Source organism: Streptomyces lincolnensis, assembly GCF_001685355.1.
Classification (GTDB): domain Bacteria; phylum Actinomycetota; class Actinomycetes; order Streptomycetales; family Streptomycetaceae; genus Streptomyces; species Streptomyces lincolnensis.
In genome coordinates, this window is sequence record NZ_CP016438.1 from 9,984,090 (window position 1) to 10,004,097 (window position 20,008).

General features: G+C 68.8%; 10 protein-coding genes and 2 pseudogenes. 8 read left to right on the forward strand and 4 right to left on the reverse strand.

The window, feature by feature from the left end:
• Positions 1–9 precede the first annotated feature (9 nt).
• Together SLINC_RS44035 and SLINC_RS44040 are read left to right on the forward strand one after the other, a co-directional pair.
• Positions 10–2,853, forward strand: a complete 2,844-nt coding sequence (locus tag SLINC_RS44035) for a carbohydrate-binding protein (RefSeq protein WP_067444118.1) — start codon at positions 10–12, stop codon at positions 2,851–2,853.
• 29 nt (positions 2,854–2,882) lie between these two features.
• Positions 2,883–4,589, forward strand: a complete 1,707-nt coding sequence (locus SLINC_RS44040; RefSeq protein WP_067444120.1) for a ThuA domain-containing protein — start codon at positions 2,883–2,885, stop codon at positions 4,587–4,589.
• A 232-nt stretch (positions 4,590–4,821) separates the two neighbouring features.
• On the opposite strand, the pseudogene SLINC_RS44045 reads toward SLINC_RS44040, so the two are convergent.
• From SLINC_RS44045 to SLINC_RS44055, 3 genes and pseudogenes are all read right to left on the reverse strand, one after another.
• Positions 4,822–5,885: pseudogene (locus SLINC_RS44045) on the reverse strand (ricin-type beta-trefoil lectin domain protein).
• 55 nt (positions 5,886–5,940) lie between these two features.
• Positions 5,941–7,422, reverse strand: a complete 1,482-nt coding sequence (locus tag SLINC_RS44050) for an arabinofuranosidase catalytic domain-containing protein (RefSeq protein ID WP_067444123.1) — start codon at positions 7,420–7,422, stop codon at positions 5,941–5,943.
• A 71-nt stretch (positions 7,423–7,493) separates the two neighbouring features.
• Positions 7,494–11,045, reverse strand: coding sequence for a ThuA domain-containing protein (locus SLINC_RS44055; protein WP_067444125.1), 3,552 nt, complete (start codon positions 11,043–11,045; stop codon positions 7,494–7,496).
• A 606-nt stretch (positions 11,046–11,651) separates the two neighbouring features.
• Between SLINC_RS44055 and SLINC_RS44060 the strand changes: the two genes are divergently transcribed.
• The 6 genes from SLINC_RS44060 (at position 11,652) to SLINC_RS44085 (ending at position 19,625) form a co-directional block, all read left to right on the forward strand.
• Complete coding sequence (locus SLINC_RS44060; protein WP_067444127.1) at positions 11,652–13,163, forward strand: sugar ABC transporter ATP-binding protein; 1,512 nt, start codon at positions 11,652–11,654, stop codon at positions 13,161–13,163.
• A complete protein-coding gene (locus SLINC_RS44065; RefSeq protein WP_067444129.1) occupies positions 13,160–14,131 on the forward strand; it encodes an ABC transporter permease in 972 nt (323 codons plus the stop codon). Before SLINC_RS44060 ends, SLINC_RS44065 begins: the two co-directional genes overlap by 4 nt.
• Before the next feature lies 1 nt (position 14,132).
• Positions 14,133–15,104: an ABC transporter permease gene (locus tag SLINC_RS44070; protein WP_067444131.1), complete on the forward strand. Its 972-nt coding sequence runs from the start codon at positions 14,133–14,135 to the stop codon at positions 15,102–15,104.
• A gap of 22 nt (positions 15,105–15,126) precedes the next feature.
• On the forward strand, positions 15,127–16,299 hold the full coding sequence (locus SLINC_RS44075; RefSeq protein WP_067444133.1) for a substrate-binding domain-containing protein: 1,173 nt from the start codon (positions 15,127–15,129) through the stop codon (positions 16,297–16,299).
• Between the two features lie 4 nt (positions 16,300–16,303).
• Entirely contained in the window at positions 16,304–17,194 is an 891-nt protein-coding gene (locus tag SLINC_RS44080) for a sugar phosphate isomerase/epimerase family protein (protein WP_067444135.1), read from the forward strand.
• A 130-nt stretch (positions 17,195–17,324) separates the two neighbouring features.
• Positions 17,325–19,625: an RICIN domain-containing protein gene (locus SLINC_RS44085; protein WP_079165017.1), complete on the forward strand. Its 2,301-nt coding sequence runs from the start codon at positions 17,325–17,327 to the stop codon at positions 19,623–19,625.
• A gap of 51 nt (positions 19,626–19,676) precedes the next feature.
• On the opposite strand, the pseudogene SLINC_RS46855 reads toward SLINC_RS44085, so the two are convergent.
• A pseudogene (locus tag SLINC_RS46855) lies at positions 19,677–19,946 on the reverse strand (transposase); the annotation flags it as partial.
• Positions 19,947–20,008: the final 62 nt, after the last annotated feature.

The window sequence follows — 20,008 nt, forward strand, 5'->3', positions numbered from 1 at the left end:
TGCATTGTCATGTTCATGAGCATAAAGAGGGCTGCAGTCGCGCGTTGGCCGGCCATCGGTTCGGCTCTGCTCCTGGTCGCGGCCACTCTCGTCGCGACCTTCTCCAGTGCGACCCCGGCCTCGGCGCACCCGATCAACGCCGCCGACTTCCAGCAGGTCCAACTGGCCCGCGGGGTCGCGGAAGTCGGTGAGCCGATGTCGCTGGCCGTACTCGCCGACCGGTCGGTGCTGCATACCGCTCGCAACGGGACCGTGCGCCGCACGGAGGCCAACGGCACCACCACGGTGATCGGCAACATCCCCGTATACGTGCACGACGAGGACGGCCTGCAGGGCATCGGCATCGACCCGGGGTTCGCCACCAACCGGCACATCTACCTGTACTACTCCCCGCCGCTGTCCACACCAGGAGGCGACGCACCTACCACCGGCGGCAACTGGTCGGCGTGGCAGGGTGTCAACCGGCTTTCCCGGTTCACGCTCAACGCCGACTTCACGCTCAACCAGTCCAGCAAAGTGGACATCCTCGACGTGGCGGCCGACCGAGGGATCTGCTGTCACGCCGGCGGAGACATCGACTTCGACGCGGCAGGCAACCTGTACCTGTCCACAGGCGACGACACCAACCCGTTCGAGTCCGCCGGATACTCCCCGCTCGACGAGCGGTCCAACCGCAACCCGGCGTTCGACGCGCAGCGCACCGCCGCCAACACCAACGACCTGCGCGGCAAGATCTTGCGAATCAAGGTGAACGAGAACGGGTCGTACTCGATCCCGTCCGGCAACATGTTCCCGCCCGGCACGGCCAGGACCCGGCCGGAGATCTACGCGATGGGCCTCCGCAACCCGTTCCGGATGAGCGTGGACAAGGCCACCGGCATCGTCTACGTCGGCGACTACGGCCCCGATGCCGGCGCCACCTCGGCGCGCGGGCCGCAGGGCCAGGTCGAGTTCAACCGCATCACGGGCCCGGGCTTCTACGGCTGGCCGTACTGCAACGGCACGAACACGAGCTCCGAGACGTTCGCCGAGTGGGACTTCGCCACCAACACGGCAGGCGCGAAGTACAACTGCTCGGGCGGGCCGACGAACAACTCGTTCCGCAATACCGGCTTGAGCACGCTGCCCCCCGCCAAGGCCGCCTGGATCCGTTACGGCGGCGACGCCGGCAGCCCGCCGGCGTTCGGCGGCGGCTCGGAGTCGCCGATGGCGGGCCCGGTGTACCGGTACGACCCCGACGTCAGCTCGCCCACGAAGTTCCCGCAGTCGTTCGACGGGCAGTTCTTCGCCACGGAGTTCGGCCGCGGCTGGATCAAGCCGATCCACCTCAACGCCGACGGCTCCCCGGGGACCATCGACAGCTTCCCCTGGACCGGCAAGCAGGTGATCGACTCGGCGTTCGGCCCGGACGGCTCCTACTACGTGCTGGACTACGGCGCCGGGCTGTACCAGGGCGACCAATACTCCGCCCTGTACCGCTTCGACTACGTCGGCGGCGGCAACCGGGCACCCACGGCGATCGCCGGCGCCAACCGGACCTCCGGCGCGGCGCCGTTGACCGTGACATTCTCCTCGGCCGGCTCATCCGACCCTGACGGTGGGGCACTGACCTATGCGTGGAACTTCGGTGACGGCACCACCTCCACCGCAGCCAACCCGACGAAGACGTACAACACGAACGGCGACTACACGGCCACGCTGACCGTGCGTGACCCGCAGGGTGCCACCGGCACCGCCGACGTGCGGATCACCGTCGGCAACACCGCGCCGACCGTGACCATCAACAGCCCCGCCGCGGGGGAGATCTTCGCCTTCGGCGACACCGTGCCGTACAGCATCACCGTGACGGATCCGGAGGACGGCACGGTCGACTGCGCCAAGGTCAAGCTGACGTACATCGTCGGTCACGACAGCCACGGCCACCCGATCACCTCGAAGACCGGGTGCTCCGGCACGATCACCATCCCGGTCGACGGTGAACACGACGACGCCGCGAACATCTTCGGGGTCTTCGATGCCGAGTACACCGACAACGCCGGGCTCACCACGCACACGCAGCACATCCTTCAGCCGAAGCACCGGCAGGCCGAGCACTACAAGACATCGTCCGGCATCGCCACCTACGACAAGTCGACCGCCGAGGGCGGCAAGTCCGTCGGTGACATCGAGAACGGCGACTGGATCGCGTTCGAGCCGTACAAGCTGAGCAACGCCACGTCGTTCAGCGCCCGGGTGTCGTCAGCCGGCGCGGGCGGCACATTGCAGGTTCGGGCCGGCTCGCCGACCGGCACCGTCCTCGGCTCCGCCACCGTCCCGGTCACCGGCTCGTGGACGAGCTTTACCACCGTCAACGGCTCGATCTCCGGTGCACCGGCCGGCACCACCACGCTCTACCTGACCTTCAGCGGCGGCTCCGGATTCCTCTTCGACGTCGACGCGTTCACCTTCAATCCCGGCGGCGGGCCGACACCCGGCGCGGGTCCGATCGTGGGGCTCGGGGGCAAGTGTCTGGATGTCCGTGACGGCAGCTCGGCGGACGGGACGGCGGTGCAGATCTCGTCGTGTACGAGCGCGGCGAGGCAGCAGTGGACGGTGACCTCGGGGTCGACGGTCAAGGCGTTGGGCAAGTGCCTGGACGTCAGCGGTAACAGCACGGCGGACGGGGCGAAGGTCCAGGTGTGGTCCTGCAATGGTGGCGCCAACCAGAACTGGCAGGCGAACCCGGACGGGTCGCTGCGGAACCCGCAGTCGGGCAAGTGCCTGGACGTGTCGGGCGCCAACTCCGCGGACGGCACCCTCGTGCACCAGTGGACCTGCCATGGCGGAGCAAATCAGAAGTGGACCCTGCCCTGATTCCTGTCACCCGGAAGAGAGCGACGGACATGCGCAGAACACCCCGAACCCTGTTTGGTGGGGCGGCCGCGACACTCGCCGCCCTGGCCCTCCTCGGGCAGCCCAACCCCGCCCATGCCGCGGACACCCCCTACGACGTCCTCGTGTTCTCCAAGACGGCCGGTTTCCGGCACGACTCGATCCCCGCAGGGATCCAGGCCGTCCGCGACCTCGGCGCGGCGAACAGCTTCACGGTGACGGCCACGGAGGACGGCAACCACTTCACCACCGGCAACCTGAGCCGTTACGAGGCGGTGATCTTCCTCAACACCACCGGCGACGTTCTGAACGACGCCCAGCAGTCGGCGTTCCAGTCGTACATCGGCTCGGGCGGCGGCTTCGTCGGCGTTCACTCGGCCGCGGACACGGAGTACAACTGGCCGTTCTACGGCGATCTGGTCGGCGCCTACTTCGCCTCCCACCCCGCAGTCCAGCAGGCCAACGTCAAGGTGGAGGGGCGGGCGCACGCGGCGACCGCCCACCTGCCGCAGACATGGACCCGCACCGATGAGTGGTACAACTTCCGGACCAACCCCCGTACCACCGCGCGCGTGCTCACCACGCTGGACGAGTCGTCGTACTCGGGCGGTTCAATGGGCGCCGACCACCCGCACACCTGGTGCAAGACCTACTCGGGGGGCCGGGCCTTCTACACCGGCGGCGGGCACAGCCAGGCGTCGTACGCGGAGCCGGCGTTCCGGGCGCACCTGCTCGGCGGCATCCGGTACGCGGCAGCCCGGACCAAGGCCGACTGCCGGCCCGAGAACGGCTATACGGCCCTCTACAACGGCTCGACCACCGGCTGGTCGCAGGCCGGCCCAGGCGGCTTCACCAACGCGGACGCCACCCTCGCCTCGTACGGCGGCCTGGGCATGCTCTGGTACAGCGCCCGGCAGTTCACCAACTACTCGCTGAAGCTGGACTGGAAGATGCCCGGCGACGACAACTCCGGCGTGATCGTGGGCTTCCCACCGTCGAGCGACCCGTCGTCGGCACTGGACAACGGCTACGAGGTCCAGATCGACGCCACTGACGCGCCTGACCGCACGACCGGCTCGATCTACGCCGTCAAGGCCCCGGACACGGCTGCCCGGGACGCGGCGCTCAACCCACCGGGCGAGTGGAACACCTTCGAGTTGCTGGTGGAGGGCGAGCGGCTCCAGGTCTGGCTCAATGGCGTGAAGATCAATGACTTCACCAACACCGACCCCGCCCGCTCGCTCGCCGGCCACGTCGGCATCCAGAATCACGGCACGGGGGACGACGTATCGTTCCGCAACGTCCGGATCAAGGAGCTGGGGGGCGGCCCGACACCGGGAGCGGGTCAGATCGTCGGACTCGCGAACAAGTGTCTGGATGTCCGTAACGGCAGCTCGGCGGATGGGACGGCGGTGCAGATCTCGTCGTGCACGGGCTCGGCGGGGCAGAAGTGGACGGTGGCGCCGGGGTCGACGGTCAAGGCGTTGGGCAAGTGCCTGGATGTCAGCGGCAGCGGCACGGCGGACGGGGCGAGAGTCCAGTTGTGGTCCTGCAACGGTGGCGCCAACCAGAACTGGCAGGCGAACCCGGACGGGTCGCTGCGGAACCCGCAGTCGGGCAAGTGCCTGGACGTGTCGGGCGCCACCTCCTCGGACGGCACCCTCGTGCACCTGTGGACCTGCCACGGCGGGGCCAACCAGAAGTGGACCCTGCCCTGAGCTGACGGGGCACGCTGGAAGGGCCACCTGCCACTGGGCGGTGGCCCTTCCGCGTTCCCGGGCCGGGTGTGGCTGACGTCAGGCTGTGCCGCGCTCCGGTTCGGGGATGGCCGAGCACGTGCTCACGAGCAGGCCGGGACGCCCGGCGCATGCGCGTGCGCCCACTCCTGAAGCTCACCACGGAGGGAGCGAAGGCGGCACGTGATGTCACGTACCGCCTTCACTCGTGCGTCTATGCTCGCGTCCAGCGCTGATTGGTGCCGTCGTGGCAGCTCCACGCGATGACCGCGGAGCCGTTGGCGGTGCCCCCGCCGTTGACATCCAGGCACAACCCGCTCTGACCGTTGCGGATCGTGCCGTTGCTGTTGAAGACCCACTGCTGGCTGGCGCCACCGTTGCAGTCCTGGATCTGCACCCGCGTGCCGGCGGCGGCGTCGGCCGGGACGTGCACGCATTTGCCCAGCACCTGCAGCGTGCACCGTTCTGGGTGAACTGCTGGTTGGCGTTGCTGTGGCAGTCCCAGACGATCATCGGTGTGCCGTTGGCCGCGTTTGCGCCGTTGACGTCCAGGCACCGGCCCGAACCCTCGTTGCGCAGCCGGAACGTGGTCGGGGTGGGCGCCGTGTCGTCGAACTGCGTGAAGAAGTTCCACACCACCGCCCGGGTCCACGACCTCTCACCCGGTTCGAAGTCCCCGGCCGATCCATCGACGGGACCCGGCGTATGACCCGCGTCGTACGCGGCCCATGCCACGGGGTAGCCGGCGCGGCACCCCGAGTAGGTCGTGACGACATGCGTGAGGCTTCCCCGTGCCGGCTCTGGCGGGTTCTGGGGAGTGCAGCCGTTGCACCCGCTCAACTGCCCGCCCGCGTAGACGGCGACCGCGCGGAACACTGTCGGCCGGGCGCACGCGAGTGCGAAACTCATGCCGCCTCCGTAGCTGAAACCCCCGGCGAAGCGCTGGTTCGTGTCGACACACAGGCCCGCGTCGAGCTGCCTGATCATGTCGTCCACGAAGGTCAGATCCTCGCCGTTGGAGTTGGCCCAGCCGTTCCCGAGGCCCTGGGGCGCGACGAAGATCGCGCTGTCGTTCGAGATCGACCGCAGGCCGTAGTACGACCAGGGGTATCCGCTGGTTCCGCCCGAGTCGACGTCGCCTGCGGTGCCACCGTTCCAGTGGAAACCGAAGACCAGTCGGTACGGGCGGCTGTTGTCGTAGTTGGCGGGCACCCGCAGGATGTAGTTCCGCGTCCTGCCGTTGAGAGCGTGGTGGCCACGGCGATCGGCGTGCGCCATCGGTGACGATTCCTGCCGTGTCGCATCGCGTTTCTCCCTTCATGGCTGTGGCGAATCAGCGGTAGCCGGCGGCGACGACGTTGGCGTGTACCGCGTTCTCGGTCGCGTCGGACGGGTAGCCGGACACCATCGCGCCCTCGTAGAAGGTGCCGGCGCTGAGGTTCGCGCCGCCGCCGGGCTTGCAGCAGTCACCCCCGCTGCCGAGGATGATGGCGCCCTGCTTCTTCATGGGGCTGTACCCGGGCGGAAGCGCGCCGTCCCAGAGCGTGGTCAGGCTTCCGGTCTGGCCGTTGCCACCCTTGAGTGCGAAACGGCTCGTCCCGTTGTTCTTCAGCATCGCCGTCACGAACTTGCTGGTGAAGGCCCGCTGGTTCGGGTTCCAGGTCTGACTGCCACCGGAGTAGAGCCCCCATTCGAGGTCGGCCTGGACCCATGGGCCGGTGCCGGCGCACCCGCCGAACCAGCACTGGGTGCTGAAATTGATCGCGTCCATCGCCCCGGCCGCGTCGGCCGCTCGGGTCGTCTCACTGTTGCCGTAGTCGAAGCAGCAGCCGCCGTTGACATGGGTGCCGCTGGCCACCATGTACATGCCTTCGGGGGCGCTGCCGGTCGGCACGCCGGTCAGGTGGCCGTCCCGCCAGTAGCTGTTGCCGGGGTTGATGTAGAGCGAGTAGGCCTTGCTGCCGCCGACCGCCAGCGACTCCGACGTCGCGACCGCCGGGCGGCTCTGGGGGGAGCCGGGAACCACACTCGATCCCTGGTACCACAGGTCGTTCCCGCGGCCGGACTGGTCATAGACGACGGTGATGACACAGGTGGTCCCCGCGCAGAACGAGTCCTGCGTCGTCGCGTCGGCGGTGCCACCCGCGCTCAGGACGCCGATGTTCCGGGTCGTGCTGTCGGACGAGCGCCGGACCTGGTAGAGGTTGCCGTTGTAGGTGCCGTAGAGCGCTCGTACGGTGCTGTGGGCGGCGATGCAGGGGGTGCCGCCCGAGGCGTAGATGTCGCACGTGCCCGCGCCGCCCGGCACCGGCGGGGTCGGCGAGTCCCACTGCTGGTTGGTGCCGGCGTGGCAGGACCAGAGGGTGATCCTGGTCCCGTTGGCGGTGCCGGCGGCGTTGGCGTCGAGGCACAGTCCGGACTGGACGCCGGTGATGGTGCCGTTGGGGTTGACGTTCCACTGTTGGTTGTTCTGGCCGTTGCAGTCCCAGATGACGACCGGGGTGCCGTTGGTGGTGCCGCGTCCGCTGGCGTCGAGGCACTTGTTGCCGGGGACGGTCAGTTGTTTGCCGGTGGTGTAGGTCCAGGTCTGGCCGGCTGCGCCGGTGCAGTCCTGGAGTTGGGTCTGGGTGCCGTTGGTGGTGCCGGCGCCGGGGACGGTCAGGCAACGGCCGGACTGCGCGCCCACGATGGGGGCGCTCTGCCCGGGCTCGATCGGTGCCGCCACCGCGGTGGCGCAGACGCCGACAAGCACCAGGGCGGTGCCCAGCGCGGACAGCCGTCCGTACCGGCGGGGTCGAGGTATCCGAAACACCATGGCGGTTCCTCACCTGTTCCTAGGGAGGGATGCCCGGCGCGCAACCGCGCCGGGCATCCCGTCCGGACGGGCTATACGGCGGTGAACCGCCACTGTTGGTTGGTGCCGCTGTGGCAGCTCCATTGCAGGAGTCGTGCGCCGTCGGCCGTCGAGCCGCCGTTGACGTCGACGCACAGTCCACTGGGGAGGCTCTTCACCGTGTACACGCCCACCGTGGTGGTCGGTGTGACGAGGAACTTCTGCGGGTTGCCGTTGTCGCAGGTGGACTGCTGCAGGAACGCGCCCTGGGCGGTGGACCCGCCCGTGACGGCGAGGCACTTGTCGCTGTGCACCGCCTTCAGGTGGACGGCGCCGCCACCGGCGTCGACGGCCTGCCACTTCTGGTTGTCGGCGCCGGTGGCCGGCCACTGGACGACCTGGGCACCGTCAGCGGTCGAGGCGCCGTTGACGTCCATGAATTTGCCGCTGTGCTGTGCTGCGACCGTCCAGGTCCGACCGGCCACGCCACCACCGCCGCTGCCCGGTTCGCCGACTCCGTTGCCGCCGAAGGTGAGCGAGTCGAGGTCGAACCAGTTGTTCGAGGTGCCCTTGAACACCAGGTAGAGCCGGTGTGAGCCGGCGAGATCGGCGGTGTTCACCGCCGGCGTGGACTGGTAGTTGTTCCAGCCGCCGGTGCTGGGCACCGGTGTCGTGGCCAGGAGTGTGCCGGTCGGGGAGTCGGCGCGCAGTTCGATCGATCCGCCGCCGCTCGGCGACGACAGGCGGTACTTCACGCTCGTGATGCCCGACAGGCTCATCGGGTTGAACGCGATCCAGTCGTTGTCGGAGATGTTGCCGACCCGCTTGCCGCTCTCCGCGCCGGCCTGCTCGACGATCTGCACACCCGACTGGTCGGTGTAGAACTCGGCCTGCTTGTGCTTGGGCTGGAGGATCGCCTGGGCGTAGCCGGTGAGCGGGTTCGCACCGCCGGGGCCGCCGTCGTCGGTGTAGCGGGCGTTGAGGACGTAGTACAGGTTGGCGCCGTCGGGGTGCCCGCCCAGTAGCGTCGTGTCGATGGTGCCCGAGCACCCCGGATGGTCCGTGGTCTCGTGCTGGTGATCGTCGTGGCCGAGGGCGGGGTTGACGAGCACCTTGGCGCAGTCGATGGGCGCGCCGCCGGGGTCCGAGACGGAGACCTTGTACGGGACGCGGTCGCCGAAGTCCAGCATGCCGCCGTTGGACGGAATGGTGAGGGTGACGGTCGGTGCCGTGTTGCCCACGGTGATCGGCACGTTGGCGAAGGCTGTTTTGCCGGTGTTGTCGGTGACCTTGAGCTGGGCGGTGTAGTTGCCGTTGGCGGTGTAGGTGTGTGACGGGTTGGCCGCCGTGGACGTGGTGCCGTCGCCGAACGTCCAGTGGTGGCTGAGCGTGCTGCCGGGATCCGGGTCCGTGGACCCCGCGCTGCTGAACTGCACGTTCAGTGGCGCGTCCCCGTTGGTGGGCGTTCCGGTGGCCTTGGCGATCGGCGACCGCCCGCCGTGGTTGTAGTCGATGCGGTAGAGACCCGAGTCGTTGTTGCCACCGGAGAAGTTGTTGCCCCATTCGAGCAGGTACAGCGAGCCGTCGGGCCCGAACTCCATGTCCATCGGCTTGAGGAACTTGGCGCCGGGCATGAAGGGGTTGGTCCGGGTGACCGCGGTTGCGGAGTCGAAGTGGACCTCCTTGACGGTGTGGCGCGACCACTCGTAGAAGAAGTGGACCCCGTCGTAGTAGGGCGGGAACTTCGTCCCGGACGGGTTCGTGGCGTCGTAGCGGTAGACCGGTCCGCCCATCGGCCCCGAGCCGCCGGAGCCGAGTTCGGGGAAGTTGGGTGAGACGCCGTAGCCGTACCACATGTTCGGCGCGACGATCGGCTTGAGGCTGGTCAGGCCGGTGTTGTTCGGCGAGTTGTTGACCGGCGCGTTGCAGTTGAACTTGGCGCCGACGACGCCGGTGCTCGGGTTGTAGGGCGCGTAGGCCTGGTTGTCGCCGTGGCAGAACGGCCAGCCGTAGTTGCCCGGGGCCTTGATGACATTGAGCTCGACGAGCCCTTCGGGGCCGCGGTTGGTCGTGGGCGGGTTCCGGTCCGGGCCGTAGTCGGCGAGGTAGACCCACCCGTTGGCCGGGTCGATCGAGAAGCGGAACGGATTGCGGAAGCCCATCGCGTAGATCTCCGGCCGGGTCTGCGCCGTGCCCTGCGGGTAGAGGTTGCCGGCCGGGACGGTGTAGCCGCCGTCGGCCGACGGCCGGATGCGCAGGAGCTTGCCCCGCAGGTCGTTGGTGTTGCCGGCGGTGCGGGCGGCGTCGAGGTTGGCCTTGCCCTGCCGCCAGTCCAGCGGGGCGTAGCCCTGCCAGTTGGAGTCGAGGTTCGGTGGGACGTCGTCCCCGGTGCCGATGTAGAGGTTCTTGTCGGGGCCGAACTCGATGTAGCCGCCCGTGTGCCCGGGCTCGGCGAACGTGCGGTCACGGGTCGCGGGGATGTCGATGATCGTCACCTGGCTCGACATGTTCAGGGTGTCGCCGGTGAGCGTGAACCGGGAGACCCGGTTGATGTCGTTCGGGACTCCGGCCGGGGAGTGATACAGGTACACGTAGCCGTTGTCGGCGAAGTCGGGGTCGAGCGCCAGTCCGGTGAGGCCGTCCTCGCCGCCGGTGTAGACGCTGAGCGTGGCGGCTGTCACGGTCCTGTTGGTGGTCGGTTTGAAGATCTTCAGTTGCCCGCCCCGCTGGACGTAGAGCACCCGCCCGTCCGGGGCGACCGCGAGGGCCATCGGGTCCGCGGTGTTGTCGTCGAGGGTGCGCTTCTCGAAGTTGCTCCACACGGTGCCGCCGCAGTCGCCGGGCTCGTTGCCGGCCGCCCACTTGACGCCCCCGAGGACGTGGTTGCGGAAATGGGTCTCGCTGTACGCCGCGCTGGTGTGCCCCATGCCGGTGGCCCACACGCGGCCGCCGCCGGTGTTGCGGCACCAGGAGATGGGGTGGTCCGGCCCCATGGCGCGGGGGCCCGGGTTGTACGTGCGCTCGTCCGCGGTGACCAGGACATGGACGTCGCCGCGGGGGTTGCGGTCGAAGTTGTACCACTCCTCGCTGCGGTTCCAACGGTCCGGCAGGCCGGCCGTCGACGGGTGCTTCTTGTCCGCGACGACGGCGGTACCGGACAGCACGCCGGGGGAGTGCTCCGGCATGTGTGCGCCGCCGTTGATGGTCTGGTCCCACCACGGGTACTCGTTCTCGATGCCCATGTCTGTGGCGTTGTGGATCGCGACGATGCCCTTGCCGCTGGCGAGGTAGCCCTCCACCGCCTGACGTTGGGCCGCCGTGGTCCACACCATTCCCGAGGTCTGGAACATGATGAGCACGTCGAAGGTGGCGAGGTTCGCCGGGGTGAAAACGCTCGAGTCCTCGCTATGGACCAACTCGAAGTTGCTGGCCGCCGCCTGCTCCCGAAACATCGAGAGGCCGGCGGGGATCGAATCATGCCGATAGCCGGCCGTCTTCGTGAAGACCAGGGCTCGGAATGCCGGCGCCGCTGACGCCGGTTGGGCGATGACGAGCGACAGGAGCACGCTCGCGATCGCCCCGAAGATTAATATGATGCGACGCATGCCGTCTCCTATTTCGGCGGAGCAACGATGGCATGACCACGGGCACGCGCCGGCCGCACCTGCGATGTGCCGGAGTGCCTGAGCGCGTCGTAGGCACGCGTGTGCCGTCAGCTCGTCATCCCGTCCGCCGTGACGGGCAGTCAAGTCCCTACGGAAGAGAGGGGGCGTCACACCGGATGCGACCGTCTCCCGTGGTCTGCCGGTCAGCATGCAGCGGCGTATCGCAACAGTCAATATGGTTCGGGTGCGGCCGATTCCATAACACATTTTGCGCATCAATCGTCGTGGGTCGGCGCGCGACTGTGAACGGGCCGATTCCATAACACATTTTGCGCATCAGCCGTCGTGGGTCGGCGCGCGACTGTGGACGGGCCGATTCGATAACAGATTTCGGCGTATAAATCACTGTCGACTGATCGCCGGTCCACGATGTCCGGTGGTATTGCCAGGCGCTCATCGAGGCATTTACCCTCGGGGCCGCGATGTCGCCATCACGTCCGGTGAAAGTTCGCGGGCGGGAGCTGTCATTCCATTCCGGCCGTACCCAAACGATTCAGCTTTAGATGACTCAATCCTGCTGACGATGCGAATGGAGAGGGTCCCACGATGTCTGGCCTGCTGCCGTCGCCGCTGCTCGCTCTGCGAGGCATCGGCAAGTCGTTCCTCGGCGTGCGGGTGCTCGACGGCGTCGACCTCCAGGTCCGGCCGGGCGAGGTGCACGCGGTCGTCGGCGAGAACGGCGCCGGCAAGTCCACGCTCATGAAGGTGGTGTCCGGCGTCCACCAGCCCGACGAGGGAACGGTTGAGTTCGCCGGGACACCGCGGACGTTCCGCAGCCCGCGCGAGGCCCAACAGGCTGGTATCGGCATCGTCTACCAGGAGCTGACCCTGCTGCCCGAGCGCACCGTCGCGGAGAACGTCTGTCTGGGCCGCGAGCCCCTGCGCCGCGGGCTCGTCGACCGTAGGGAGATGCTCAGCCATACCGCGGGGCTCCTCGCCTCGATCGGGGAGGGCTCGTTACCGCCCGACACGCGGGTGGGACGACTCGGTGTGGCGCAACAACAGGTGGTCGAGATCGTCAAGGCGCTCGCCCTCGACGCGCGGCTGCTCATCATGGACGAGCCCACCGCGGCTCTCGCCGACCACGAAGTCGACCAGCTCTACGCGCTCGTACGGCGGCTGCAGGAGCACGGGATAGGCGTGCTGTACGTCTCGCACCGCCTCAAGGAGGTCTTCGACCTGTCCAGTCGGATCACCGTGCTCAAGGACGGCCGGGCGATGGCCACCTTGGACACCGCGGACACCAGCGCCGATCAGCTGGTGCGCCACATGGTCGGCCGCGAGCTGTCGAGCTACTACCCCGACCGGGCGAAGCCCCAGGAGCTGGGCCCGGTGCGGCTGACCGTCCGGGGCGGAGGCAACCGGAAGCTGCGCGCCATCGACCTACGGCTGCGCGCCGGCGAGGTGCTCGGCGTCGGTGGCCTGCAGGGCTCCGGCCGGTCGGCGTTGGCCCGCGCACTGTTCGGCGCCGCACCGTTCAGCACCGGCCAGGTGACCGTCGACGGAGCGCCGGTCCGGCTGCGCTCGCCCCGCGCCGCGATGCGGGCCGGTATCGCCTACGTCTCCGAGGACCGCAAGGGCGAGGGGATCGTCGCCGAGCAGTCGGTGCTCGACAATGCGCTGTTGGCCGGCCGCGCCGTCCGCCCGACCTGGGTCGGCCGCGGTTCCCGGACCGCGCGGGTCCGGGAACTGCTCGCGGCCGTTGAGCTGCGCGCCGCAGGGGAGGACCAGGAGATCCGTTTCCTGTCCGGGGGCAACCAGCAGAAGGTCGTGCTGGCCAGGTGGCTCGCGCTCGCCCCGAGGATCCTGCTCTTCGACGAGCCGACCCGGGGTATCGACGTGGGCGCCAAGTCGGCGATCCACGATCTCGTCCGTCGGCTGGCCCGCGACGGCGCCGCCGTGCTGATGGTCTCGTCCGAGCTGCCCGAGCTGCTCGGCATGAGCGACCGGATCATCGTCATGCGCGACGGCCTGATCGCCGGCGAGCTACCCGCCGGCGCGACAGAGGAGGATGTCGTCGCCCTGGCGGTCGGCACCGTGCGGGACGCGGCCGGATGAGCGGCGCGCTGTCCCTGTCGGCCCGGCGGACCCCGCCCGGCGTGTTCGTCGCCCTGGTTCTCACCCTGGCGATCGGTTGGCTCATTGTCACGGTCGACGGCGGCCGGCTGTTCAGCCTGCAGACGACGGTGAGTCTGCTGCACGTCGCCGCCGGCCTGGGCCTCGTCGCGGTCGGCCAGACGCTGGTCATCGTCGGGGGCTCGCTGGATCTGTCCGTGGCGTACGTGGTCAGCCTGAGCACCCTCGTCGCCGCCGAGACCATGGCCGGTGACGACGGTGCGCTGCTGCCGGGGATCGGCCTGACGCTCGCCGTCAGCAGCGCGATCGGCCTCGTCAACGGACTGCTCGTCACCACGGCGCGGATCAACCCCTTCATCGCGACCGTCGGCGTCGGACTGCTGCTGAAGGGATACCTCGACAACGGATACGACGGCCCGGCCGGCAAGGCCGCACCCGCCCTGGTGCAGGGCCTGGGGTATCAGCGCATCGGCCCGGTGCCGCTGTCGTTCCTGCTGCTGCTCGCCGTCGCAGCCGCGGCCTGGTTGGTGCTGGCGCGTACCCGCTTCGGCCACCACCTGATCGCCGTGGGCGGTGACCCGGAGGTCGCCCGGCTCTCCGGCGTGCGCAACAACCGGGTCCTCGTCACCGCCCATGTGCTGTGCGCCCTCTGCGCCGGCCTCGCCGGGGTCTACCTCGCCAGTCGGCTCGGCGCCGGCGCACCGAGAGTGGGCACCGAGGGACTGTACGACCTGGAGTCGATCGCCGCGGTGGTGCTCGGCGGCACCGCCCTGGCCGGCGGGCGCGGCGGCGTTGTCGGCACGGTCGGCGGAGTGCTGCTGCTCGCGAGCATCGACGCCATCTTCAACCAGCTCGAGGTCGACGTGTTCTTCAAGCAGGTGATCCGTGGCGTGATCATCATCGCGGCGGTCGCCGTCTACGCCCGCCGGGCGATGCGAAAGGCGTCATAGCATGCGGATCGCCCGCCCACTGCGGCTCCTTGAGTTCCGCCCCGGCAGTCTCGCACCGATCATCGCGATCCTGGCGGTGTTGCTGGTTCTGCTGACCGCCCGCCAACCGGACTTCCTCTCGCCGCCGTCGCTGATGTCGTTCCTCGGCCGCTCCGCGCCGATCATCCTGCTCGCCGCCGGCCAGTACTTCGTGATCGTCTCCGGCGAGTTGGACCTGTCCGTCGGCTCTCTGGTCACCGCGCAGGTGGTCATCGCAGCCCGGCTGATCGACGGCGATCCGTCGGCCGGCTGGCCTGTGGTCGTGCTCCTGCTCGCGTTCGGCATCGCCGTCGGCCTCGTCAACGGCCTCGTCACCACGCGGCTGCGGGTGCCGTCGTTCATCACGACCCTCGGCATGTTCCTGATCCTCGTCGGTGCCGTGTACCTGTGGTCCAACGGTGCCCCGAAGGGCAGTCTCTCCGAGGAGTTCCGCCGGCTCGGCCGGTCGGGGTTCGAGGACGTGCCCGCGCTGGGACGGATACCGTACGCCCTGGTCATCCTGCTGGCGGCGGCCGTTCTGGCGCTGGTGCTGACGCGTTCGGACTTCGGCCGCACCCTGGTCGCCGTCGGCGGCAACCCGCGGACCGCCGAGCTGAGCGGCGTGCGCGTGTGGCGCGCCAAGACCATGGCGTTCGTCCTCAGCGGAGTTGCCGCCACGCTCGCGGCGATCCTCATCGGCGGGTACAGCGGAGTGTCGTTCCAGGCCGGTGCCGGCCTCGAGTTCGGCGCGATCACCGCGGCGGTCCTCGGCGGTGTCGCTCTGGGCGGGGGCCGCGGTTCGGTCGTCGGCGCGATGCTGGGCGCGCTGACCCTGGAGACGCTCTTCACGCTCATGAACTTCTACGGACTCTCCGGCGCCCTCAAACCGACCGTCCAGGGCGCGATCATCCTGTTCGCCGTGGCGGCGGCGTCCTTCCGTTTCCCGTCCAGATAAAGGGGATTCAGTGAGGCATTCCATGACGGTGCTGGCCGTGAGCACCTTACTGGTGCTGGTCGGCTGCGCCACCGACGAGCCCACCACCGGCGCATCGGATTCGCCCTCCGCGGGCACCGGGCCGGGCACCGGGAAGCAGTCGAAGTTCTTCGTGCGGGCCGACTACGACAAGCAACTCGCGCTCCTGGACGCCGCGCCCACCGGGCCGGCCGGCAAGCCCTGGGAGCAGGCGCTCAACCCGGCGATGGTGGAGACCGCGAAGTTCGCGAAGCCAGGACCGTACAAGATCTGCTTCTCCAACGCGGGGCTGAACAACCCCTGGCGCCAGGTCGGTTTCAAGACCATGCAGGCCGAGGTCGACACGCACCGCGGCCGGATCTCCGAGTTCGTCCACGTCGATGCCGAAGGCAAGGACCAGAAGCAGATCGCCGACATCAACGACCTGCTCGGCAAGGGCTGCCACGCGCTCATCGTCTCGCCGAACACCACCGCGACGCTCACCCCGGCGGTGGAGGCCGCCTGCCGGAAGGGCCTGCCGGTCATCGTCTTCGACCGCGGTGTCGACACGAGCTGCCCGGTGACGTTCATCAACCCGATCGGCGGCTACGGATTCGGCCACGTCGCGGCGGAGTTCGTCACCCAGAAGATGAAGCGGGGTGGCAAGGTGCTCGCACTGCGGATCCTGCCCGGCGTCGACGTGCTGGAGACCCGTTGGTCCGCGGCGAAGGTCGCCTTCGACAAGGCGGGCGTCGACGTCGTCGGCGTGGAGTTCACCGACGGCGACCCGGCCAAGACCAAGAAGATCGTCAACGACTACATCCAGCGGTACGGCACGATCGACGGCGTCTGGATGGACGCCGGGGCGGTCGCGGGCGCGGCGGTCGAGGCGTTCGAAGACGCAGGCAAGCCCGTGCCGCCGATCAACGGCGAGGACCAGCTCGACTTCCTGAAGCTGTGGAAGGACAAGAAGCTCACGGCGATCGCCCCGACCTACCCGACCTACCAGTGGCGCACTCCGATCATCGCCGCGCTGAAGATCCTCGACGGCGAGCAGGTGCCGAACCCGTGGAAGCTGCCACAGCCGACCATCACCCAGGACAATCTGGACGAGTACGTCGACTCCGCCATGCCGCCGCTGCACTACGCGATGTGCGGCTGCACCGACCTGCCCGGCTACCCGCGGCGCTGGAAGTAGTCCGGTGTACACCATCGGTGTCAACCCGTGGGTCTGGGCCTCGCCGGTCGACGACGAGGCCATGGCCGAGCTGGTGCCGCGGATCGCCGCGTTCGGTTTCGACGCGGTCGAGCTGCCGATCGAGCAACCCGGCGACTGGGACCCGGCCCGCACCCGGGACCTGCTGGCGGCGTACGGCCTGCGCGCGGTCGGCGTCTGTGCGGTGACCTCGCCCGGACGTGACCTCGTGAACGCCCCGCCGGAGGTCGTCGCCTCCACCGTGGCGTACCTGAAAACGTGTGTGGACAGTGCGGCGGCCGTCGGCGCGCCCTGCGTCGGCGGCCCGGTCTACGCCGCGGTGGGGCGGACCTGGCGCATGTCACCGCCTGAGCGCGAGGCCTGCTACGCGGCCGTCCGCCGCGCCCTGCGGCCAGTGGCCGACTACGCGGGGGAGCGGGGCGTGAGCATCGGCGTGGAGGCCCTCAACCGCTATGAGACGAGCGTCGTCAACACGGTCGAGCAGGCGGTGGAGATGATCGACGGCCTGCCCGCGAACGTCGGACTCATGATCGACACCTACCACATGAACATCGAGGAGGCCGACCCCTACGAGGCGCTCGTCACGGCCGGCCCGCACATCAAGCACGTCCAGGCCAGCGGCACCGACCGCGGCGCCCCGGGCGCCGACCACTTCGACTGGCCACGCTTCCTCGCCGGCCTGGCCACGACCGGCTACGGCGGCGCGGTGTGCATCGAGTCGTTCACCGCGCAGAACGAGGCCATCGCCACCGCGGCCTCGATCTGGCGGCCGCTTGCCCCCTCGCAGGACGCCCTCGCCCGTGACGGGCTGTCCTACCTCCGAACCGTCCTCCGCGGACTGGAGAACGCTCCGTCCTCATCCCCGCACGCCGAGTAGCCCGGTCGCGCCGTCAGCCCCTTCCGCCCGGGAACCGCCATAAGGAGAAAGCGTGTTCACAACTCTCAGTTGGATACGAAGGCGACTTCTGGCCGGAGCCGCCACAGTCGGTTTAGCCGCGACCGCCGTGATGGCGTTCCCGGCGCCCGCATCCGCGGCTCCCCTCACTGTGCACGTCTCGCCGTCCGGCACCGGCACCGACTGTTCCAGCGCGCAGCCGTGCTCACTGACAGCCGCGCAGACGGCGGTGCGATCGCTCAACGACGCCATGTCGGACGACATCGTGGTGCAGTTGGCCGACGGTGTGTACCGGCTTGACCGGCCCTTGCGGCTGACGGCGGAGGACTCCGGCTCAGGCGGTCACAGGGTCGTGTGGCAGGCCGCCCCGTCGGCGCGTCCGGTGATCACCGGTGCCCGGGCGGTCACCGGCTGGTCGGTGGCCGACGCGGGCAAAAACATCTGGCGGGCCAACGTGCCCGCCGGTCTCGATGCCCGGCAGCTCTATGTCGACGGCGCCGTCGCCACCCGGGCCCGCACGCAGGTGAACAGGTCCGATTTCACGGCCTCCAGCGCCGGAATGAGGTTCTCGAATGGTGCGCTGAGCTATCTGAACAACCTGGCCAACCAGAGTCGGGTCGAGGTGGAGAGCGTCAACTCCTTCACCGACCGGTACTCGCCGGTGCAGAGCATCAGTGGGAACTTCATCACGATGCAGCAGCCGGCGTGGAACAACAACAACTTCGGCTACGACACCCTCATGCGGCCGCACCGGGCCGGTCCGTTCTACCTGACCAACGCGTACGAGTTCCTTGACTCGCCCGGCGAGTGGTACCTCAACCCCACGGCCGGATCCTTGTACTACGTCCCCCAGGCCGGGCAGAACATGAGCAACGTCAGTGTGGAACTGCCGACGCTGCAGTCGCTGGTGAACCTCGGGGGCACGTACAGCGAGCCGGCGCACCACATCACGTTCAGCGGGATCACCTTCACCGGTACGAGCTGGCTGGGCCCGAGCAGCAACCAGGGTTACGTGGACCAGCAGACCGGCGCGTACATCGCGGGCAACTGGAACTGGCCGGGCTTCGACTCCTGCCACAACGGCTGCACGCAGTTCGAGGCCGCCCGGCCACACTGGCTGCAGATGCCGTCCGCCGTGCAGATCTCCGCCGCCAACACCATCACCTTCAGCGACTCCCGGTTCGTCAACCTGGGCCAGACGGCCATCGGTATCGGCAACGACGCGGGCGCGCACGCCAGCGGCGTCGGCCTGGGCGCCAGCGACATCACGGTGACCCGGTCGGAGATCGCCCGGAGCTCAGCCGGTGGCATCCTCGTGGGCGGTGTGCGCGCCGACGCCCACCACCCCGGCGACCAGCGCATGGTCAACAGGGACATCACGATCAGCAACAACCGCATCCACGACCTCGGAGCGGACTACCGGGGCATCGTCTCCGTCCTGACCACGTACGTCACCAACAGCCTCGTCGCCCAGAACGAGGTCTACAACATGCCGTACTCCGGCATGTCGATCGGGTACGGCTGGGGCGCCAACGACGCGGGCGGCAGCAGCCACTACGCCAACCGCGGCCTGTACAACTACCAGCCGCGCTACACGACGCCGACCACCGCGTCCAACAACCGGCTCATCGGCAACTACATCCACGATGTCATGCAGCAGATGAACGACGGTGGCTGCATCTACACGCTCGGATGGAACCCGAGCGCGCAGATCAGCCGGAACCACTGCCTGCGGACCAACGGATACTTCGGGACGTACTTCGACGAGGGCTCGAAGTACTACACGGTCACCAACAATGTCTTCTCGAACACCGGTACGTGGGCGACGGCCAACTACTGGGGTGGCGAGAACATGGGGAACTGGACCGTCACCAACAACTGGTCGACCAACGGCAGCACGAACGTGACCAACGGGGACCGCGGCAACGTGGTCTCCGGCAATGTCACGGTCACCAATGGCAACTGGCCTTCCGGTGCCCAGGACGTGATGGCGTCCGCCGGACCGCAGGGCACCACCCCGCCGCCCACGGGTCAGCAGATCGTGGGCGCGCAGTCCGGCCGCTGCCTGACCGTCCCCGGCGCCGGCACCACCAACGGCACCCAGACCCAACTCCAGGACTGCACCGGCGCAGCCGGCCAGACCTGGACCTACACCACCGGCAAACAACTGACCGTCCCCGGCAACAAGTGCCTCGACGCCAGCGGACGCGGCACCACCAACGGCACCCCGGTCGTCATCTGGGACTGCAACGGCCAGAACAACCAACAGTGGAACGTCAACCCCAACGGCACCATCACCGGCGTCCAGTCCGGACTGTGCCTCGACGCCAACGCCGCCGGCACCGCCAACGGCACCAGGATCACCCTCTGGTCCTGCCACGGCGGCACCAACCAGCAGTGGGACTCGCGATAGCAGATCTGCACGCCCTGGCTGTATTGCCCTGTGACGTCGGACGACCGCCCCGGCCGCCCTTCGGTTCTTGCGGTTGGCGGCCTGGTCCTTCTTCTCCGGGATGACCGCCTTGATGCGACGTCGTCGCAGGTGGGCGCGGTTGGCGCGGGACGAGTACGCCTCGTCTGCGGCGACCGCGCCCGGCCGGGCGCGGGGCCGGCCGAGCGGCAGACGGACGCGGATCTTCTTCAGCACGGGGATGAAGTGAGGGCTGTCCGCGGCCTTGCCGGCGGTCAGAACGAACGACAGCGGTCGGCGCTTGCCGTCGGCAACAAGGTGCATCTTGCTGGTCAGTCCGCCGCGAGACCTTCCGAGGAGCGCTTCCTCCAGACGGAGTACTCGCC

Coding starts and splice junctions, on each gene's coding strand:
- SLINC_RS44065 (WP_067444129.1), top strand. CDS start 13,160: ATGAGCGGCGCGCTGTCCCTGTCGGCCCGGCGGACCCCGCCCGGCGTG.
- SLINC_RS44050 (WP_067444123.1), bottom strand. CDS start 7,422: ATGGTGTTTCGGATACCTCGACCCCGCCGGTACGGACGGCTGTCCGCG.
- SLINC_RS44055 (WP_067444125.1), bottom strand. CDS start 11,045: ATGCGTCGCATCATATTAATCTTCGGGGCGATCGCGAGCGTGCTCCTG.
- SLINC_RS44040 (WP_067444120.1), top strand. CDS start 2,883: ATGCGCAGAACACCCCGAACCCTGTTTGGTGGGGCGGCCGCGACACTC.
- SLINC_RS44035 (WP_067444118.1), top strand. CDS start 10: ATGTTCATGAGCATAAAGAGGGCTGCAGTCGCGCGTTGGCCGGCCATC.
- SLINC_RS44085 (WP_079165017.1), top strand. CDS start 17,325: ATGGCGTTCCCGGCGCCCGCATCCGCGGCTCCCCTCACTGTGCACGTC.
- SLINC_RS44070 (WP_067444131.1), top strand. CDS start 14,133: ATGCGGATCGCCCGCCCACTGCGGCTCCTTGAGTTCCGCCCCGGCAGT.
- SLINC_RS44075 (WP_067444133.1), top strand. CDS start 15,127: ATGACGGTGCTGGCCGTGAGCACCTTACTGGTGCTGGTCGGCTGCGCC.
- SLINC_RS44060 (WP_067444127.1), top strand. CDS start 11,652: ATGTCTGGCCTGCTGCCGTCGCCGCTGCTCGCTCTGCGAGGCATCGGC.